Below are 278 nucleotides of genomic sequence, written 5' to 3'. Positions count from 1 at the left end.
CTTCAACATCAGCCTGAGCCACGGCGTGGACACCATCACCAAGCTGAGCTTCACGCTCAGCGGCCAGGTGGGTGCGGGCGACATCGGCATGCCGACGGTCACCGTGGGCGGCACGGCCGTCACCGTGACCCTGGCCGGCGGGGTGTATAGCTTCGACCTGCCGATAGGCGTGACCGGCGGCATCGTCGTCACGGTGCCGACCACCGACGACGCGGTGTTCGAAGGTAACGAAAAGCTCGACCTGACCGCCACGCTGAGCGGCAATACCGTCACCGGCA

General features: G+C 66.5%; 1 protein-coding gene. It reads left to right on the top strand.

The features are described from left to right. A partial coding sequence (locus N0K08_RS23185; protein ID WP_408643001.1) for a hypothetical protein occupies positions 1–278 on the top strand: 278 nt, incomplete at both ends.

It is taken from the genome of Acidovorax bellezanensis, assembly GCF_025421555.1.
Lineage (GTDB): Bacteria > Pseudomonadota > Gammaproteobacteria > Burkholderiales > Burkholderiaceae_C > Comamonas > Comamonas bellezanensis.
Note: the sequence above shows the minus strand (reverse complement) of the source record. Positions and strands in the feature narration are given on the sequence as shown.